Annotated in this window: 2 protein-coding genes and 2 tRNA genes; 2 read left to right on the forward strand and 2 right to left on the reverse strand. The window is 69.6% G+C overall.

Annotated features, from left to right (window positions below; genetic code table 11):
• Positions 1-2: 2 nt before the first annotated feature.
• A tRNA-Glu gene (locus BLP95_RS16995) sits at positions 3-78 on the reverse strand.
• 126 nt (positions 79-204) lie between these two features.
• On the opposite strand from BLP95_RS16995, the gene BLP95_RS15625 reads away from it, so the two are divergent.
• Positions 205-281, forward strand: a tRNA-Met gene (locus tag BLP95_RS15625).
• Between the two features lie 161 nt (positions 282-442).
• Here the strand turns inward: BLP95_RS15625 and BLP95_RS15630 are convergent.
• Entirely contained in the window at positions 443-1,756 is a 1,314-nt protein-coding gene (locus BLP95_RS15630; protein WP_089680953.1) for a M18 family aminopeptidase, read from the reverse strand.
• A 130-nt stretch (positions 1,757-1,886) separates the two neighbouring features.
• Here BLP95_RS15630 and BLP95_RS15635 point away from each other — a divergent pair, with 130 nt between their 5' ends.
• Positions 1,887-3,950 (forward strand): carboxy terminal-processing peptidase, encoded by a 2,064-nt coding sequence (locus tag BLP95_RS15635; protein ID WP_089680954.1) that lies wholly within the window; start codon positions 1,887-1,889, stop codon positions 3,948-3,950.
• The last annotated feature ends 283 nt before the right edge of the window (positions 3,951-4,233 follow it).

A 4,233-nucleotide genomic window follows, 5' to 3' on the forward strand; every position in this document is an offset into this window, starting at 1 on the left:
AGTGGCGTCCCATAGGGGGTTCGAACCCCTGTTCCCGCCGTGAAAGGGCGGTGTCCTGGACCACTAGACGAATGGGACGCGATGCCTCTGCTCGTCGAGGTGGCGCGAATATTAACGAGCCCCCGCCGGGGTGTCAAGCCTTGGCATGCCTTCCATATCAGGCAGTTGACAGGCCCCTCCCGGGCCGATAGAGTACGCGCCGCTGGCTACGTAGCTCAGTTGGTTAGAGCACATCACTCATAATGATGGGGTCCCCTGTTCGAGTCAGGGCGTAGCCACCACCGAACATACAGAAGCCCGCCTGGTTCGCCAGGCGGGCTTCTGCGTTTCTGCCCTCCTCTGTCCTCTCCCCTACTCCACTAGGACCCTGCCCCCTACGCTTTCTGCAGCCCTTGCGACCGCCGAGCGACACGCACCCGACGGCGGCCAAGGCGAGGCGGCGTCAGGCCAGCTCGGCGCGGTTGCAGAAGGCGGTCAGCGCCCGGGTGAGATAGGCCACGTCGCGGCTGCCCGCGGTCTCGCGGATCGAGTGCATCGCCCACTGGGGCACGCCCACGTCCAGGGTCGGCACGCCCAGCTCGGTGGCGGTGATCGGGCCGATGGTGCTACCGCAGCCCATGTCGGCGCGGGTCACGAAGCTCTGCACCGGCACCTCGGCCTCGCGACACAGGTCGCGAAACAGCGCGGCGGTGGCGCTGTTGGTGGCGTAGCGCTGGCTGGCGTTGACCTTGATCACCGGGCCGCCATTGAGGGCGGGGCCGTGGGCGGCGTCGTGCTTGTCCAGGAAGTTGGGGTGCAGCGCATGGGCGTTGTCGCAGGAGATCATCCGCGAGGCCTGGATCAGGCGGATGAAGGCCTCCTCGCTGCCCTCGCCCGGGCCGCCGCCCAGCCGCTCGCAGACCCGGCGCAGCACATCGCCGAGGAAGGGCCCCTGGGCGCCGCAGGCGCTGGCACTGCCCACCTCCTCGTGGTCGTTGGCCACCAGCAGCGCCCCCTGGCGCCCATCCGCGGCCAGCAGCGCCTCCAGGCCGATGAAGCAGGAGAGCAGGTTGTCGAGCCGCGCCCCGCTGATCAGCTCGCCGTGCACCCCGACCCGGGCCGGCGGCTGCATGTCGTGCAGGCCCAGCTCGAAGTCGAGCAGCTCGACGTCCGCAAGGCCGTGCTGCTCGGCGATCCACCCCTCGAGCAGCCCCTTGAGGTCACTGGCCTCTCCGCCCTGCAGCAGCACCGGCGCCATCTGGGTCTGGGCATTGAGGGCGCGGCCGTTGTTGGCCTCGCGGTCGAGGTGGATGGCGAGGCTCGGGATGGTGGCCACGGCACGGTCGACGTGCAGCAGGCGTCCCTCGAGACGCCCGTCGGCGTGGCGCAAGTGCACTCGCCCGGCGAGCCCCAGGTCGCGGTCGAACCAGGGGGCGAGCAGCGCCCCGCCATAGACCTCCACACCCAGCTGCAGCCAGCCCGCGGCGGTCTGGGCGGCATTGGGCTTGAGCCGCAGCCCGGGGCTGTCGGTATGGGCCCCGATCATGCGCAGCGCCTCGAGGGGCCCTTCGGGCAGCCGCAGGGCGACGATGGAGGAGTCGTTGCGGGTCACGTAGACGCGCTCGCCGGGAGTGAGCGACCAGGGCTCGCGCTCGTCGAGTCGCCGGAAGCCTGCCGCCTCGAGGCGCGCGGCCAGGTTGGCGGTGGCGTGCCAGGGGGTGGGCGAGCGATGCAGGAAGTCGAGCAGGCGCGACAGCAGGTCGTCCTCGGAGCGCATGGATTCCTCCGTGATGGCAATGATGGGCAAGGCAGGTATGCTGCTACAATGGTTCGCCGGACCGCGCAACTCGCGGGCCGCGAGAGGGTCAAGGGATATGAGTGTACATCAAACCGGGAGTGCTTCTTCGATGAGCCCGCTTGCCCACCTGGGGCGATCCGCAACCGTGCTGGCCGGCCTGCTGCTGGCCGCCGGCGCCGCCCTGGCGCAGCCGCAGCCCACCGACGCCCAGCGCCAGGTGGCCACCGAGATCGCCGAGTCGCTGCGCTACGGCCACTATGCCGACGTCAGACTGGATGACGGCTGGTCGAGCCGGGCCTTCGCGCGCTACCTCGACGTGCTCGACGGCCAGCGCGCCTTCCTCACTGAGGCCGACGTGGCGGAGTTCCGTCCGCTGGAGCGCCAGCTGGACGACGCCCTGGTCGACGGCGAACTCGCGCCCTTCTTCTCCCTCTACCAGCGCTACCAGGAGCGCGCCGAGAGCCGCTATGACTGGCTGCTGTCGCGCCTCGACGAGGGCCTGGACTATCGCTACGACAGCGACAAGCGCCTGCCCCTGGAGCGCGAGGACGCCCCCTGGGCGAGCGGCATGGACGAGCTGGACACCCTGTGGGCCAAGCGCCTCAAGAATGCCGCCCTGTCGCTGGCCATCAGCGGCCAGGAAGAGGAGCAGGTGGAGAACAACCTGCGCCAGCGCTACGAGGGACAGCTCAACCGCCTGCGCCAGACCAACGAGGAGGATATCTTCGGCCTGGTGATGGCGGCCGTCACCGGCACCATCGACCCGCACACCGAGTACCTCTCGCCCCGCCAGGGCGAGTCCTTCGATATCCAGATGCGGCTCTCGCTGGAGGGCATCGGCGCCCTGCTGCAGGCCGACGGCGAGTACGTCAAGGTGGCAAGCCTGGTGCCGGGCGGCCCCGCCGAACGCGCCGGGGTGCTGGAGCCCGCCGACCGCATCGTCGGCGTCGGCCAGGAGGATGGCGAGATGGTCAACGTGGTGGGCATGCGCCTGGACGAGGTCGTCGACCTGATCCGCGGCCCCAAGGGCTCGGTGGTGCGCCTCGACATCGTGCCGGCCCAGGCGGTGGACATGACTCGCTCCAAGGAGGTGCGCATCACCCGCGACACCGTCAAGCTCGAGGATCAGGCCGCCCAGGGCGAGGTGATCGAGCTCAAGCGCGACGACGGCACCCACCGCATCGGGGTGATCACGGTTCCCACCTTCTATGTCGACTTCGATGCCTGGCAGGCCGGCGAGGAGGACTACCGCAGCACCACGCGTGACGTGGCCAGGGAGATCGAGCGCCTCCAGGAGGAGGAGATCGAGGGCATCGTGCTGGACCTGCGCAACAACGGTGGCGGCGCCCTGCAGGAGGCCAACTCGCTGATCGGGCTGTTCATCGACCGCGGCCCCACCGTGCAGGTGCGTGACGCCCGCGGACGCATCAGCCTCTACGGCGACACCGAGACCGGTGCGCTCTACGACGGCCCGCTGGCGGTGCTGGTCAACCGCCTCTCGGCCTCCGCCTCGGAGATCTTCGCCGGCGCCATCCAGGACTACGGCCGCGGCCTGGTGGTGGGCACGCCCACCTTCGGCAAGGGCACGGTGCAGACCCTCAACGAGCTCTCCCACGGCGAGATCAAGCTGACCCGCGCCAAGTTCTACCGCATCTCCGGCGAGAGCACCCAGCACCGGGGCGTGGAGCCGGACATCATCTTCCCGAGCCTGATCGATCCCGAACTGATCGGCGAGAGCAGCCTCGACAACGCCCTGGACTGGGACACCGTGCGTTCGGTGCAGTACCGCGAGTATGGCGAACCGTGGCGCTTCATGGAGTCGCTGCGCGACCGCCATCTCCAGCGCGCCGCCGACAACCCCAACTTCCGCTACCTGGAGCAGCAGGCGGAGCTGAACCGCCGACTGCGCGAGGAGACCACCAGCGTCAGCCTCAACCGCGAGCAGCGCCAGCAGGAGGTCGAGGCCCAGGAGGCCGAGCAGCTGGCCCTGGAGAACCGGCGCCGCGAGGCCCTCGGCCTGGAGCCGCTGGAGGAGTGGATCGACGCCCGAGGCGAGGAGGGCGAGAGCGACGAGGCGGAGCCGGTGGAGCAAGTGCAGGTCCAGGAGGCCGCCCAGATCCTGCTCGACTACGCCAAGCTGGAGAACAGCTACCGCTTCGCCGGTCGCGGCTGAGCGAAGCCTACCGCCGCCACACGAAGGCCGCCGCCCGCCAGGGCGGCGGCCTTTGCATGTGGGGCCGGGCGGCACATCCCGCTCGGGTGGTGCGCGCGCAGGTCGACCTCGGCCCGGAGCCACTCGAGGTGCGGGCACGCGAAGATGCCGGCGATGGGCCGGTGATGACAGTCAGGATGAGGCCAGGAGAAAGGGTTACCGCGAGGGGAGGATGGCTCCCGGAGCAGGACTCGAACCTGCGACCCAGTGATTAACAGTCACTTGCTCTACCAACTGAGCTATC

Source organism: Halomonas shengliensis, from assembly GCF_900104135.1.
GTDB classification, from domain to species: Bacteria; Pseudomonadota; Gammaproteobacteria; order Pseudomonadales; family Halomonadaceae; genus Halomonas; species Halomonas shengliensis.

What these genes read in the sequence shown, in the direction of transcription:
- BLP95_RS15635 (WP_089680954.1), top strand. Translation starts at nt 1,887, where the DNA reads ATGAGCCCGCTTGCCCACCTGGGGCGATCCGCAACCGTGCTGGCCGGC.
- BLP95_RS15630 (WP_089680953.1), bottom strand. Translation starts at nt 1,756, where the DNA reads ATGCGCTCCGAGGACGACCTGCTGTCGCGCCTGCTCGACTTCCTGCAT.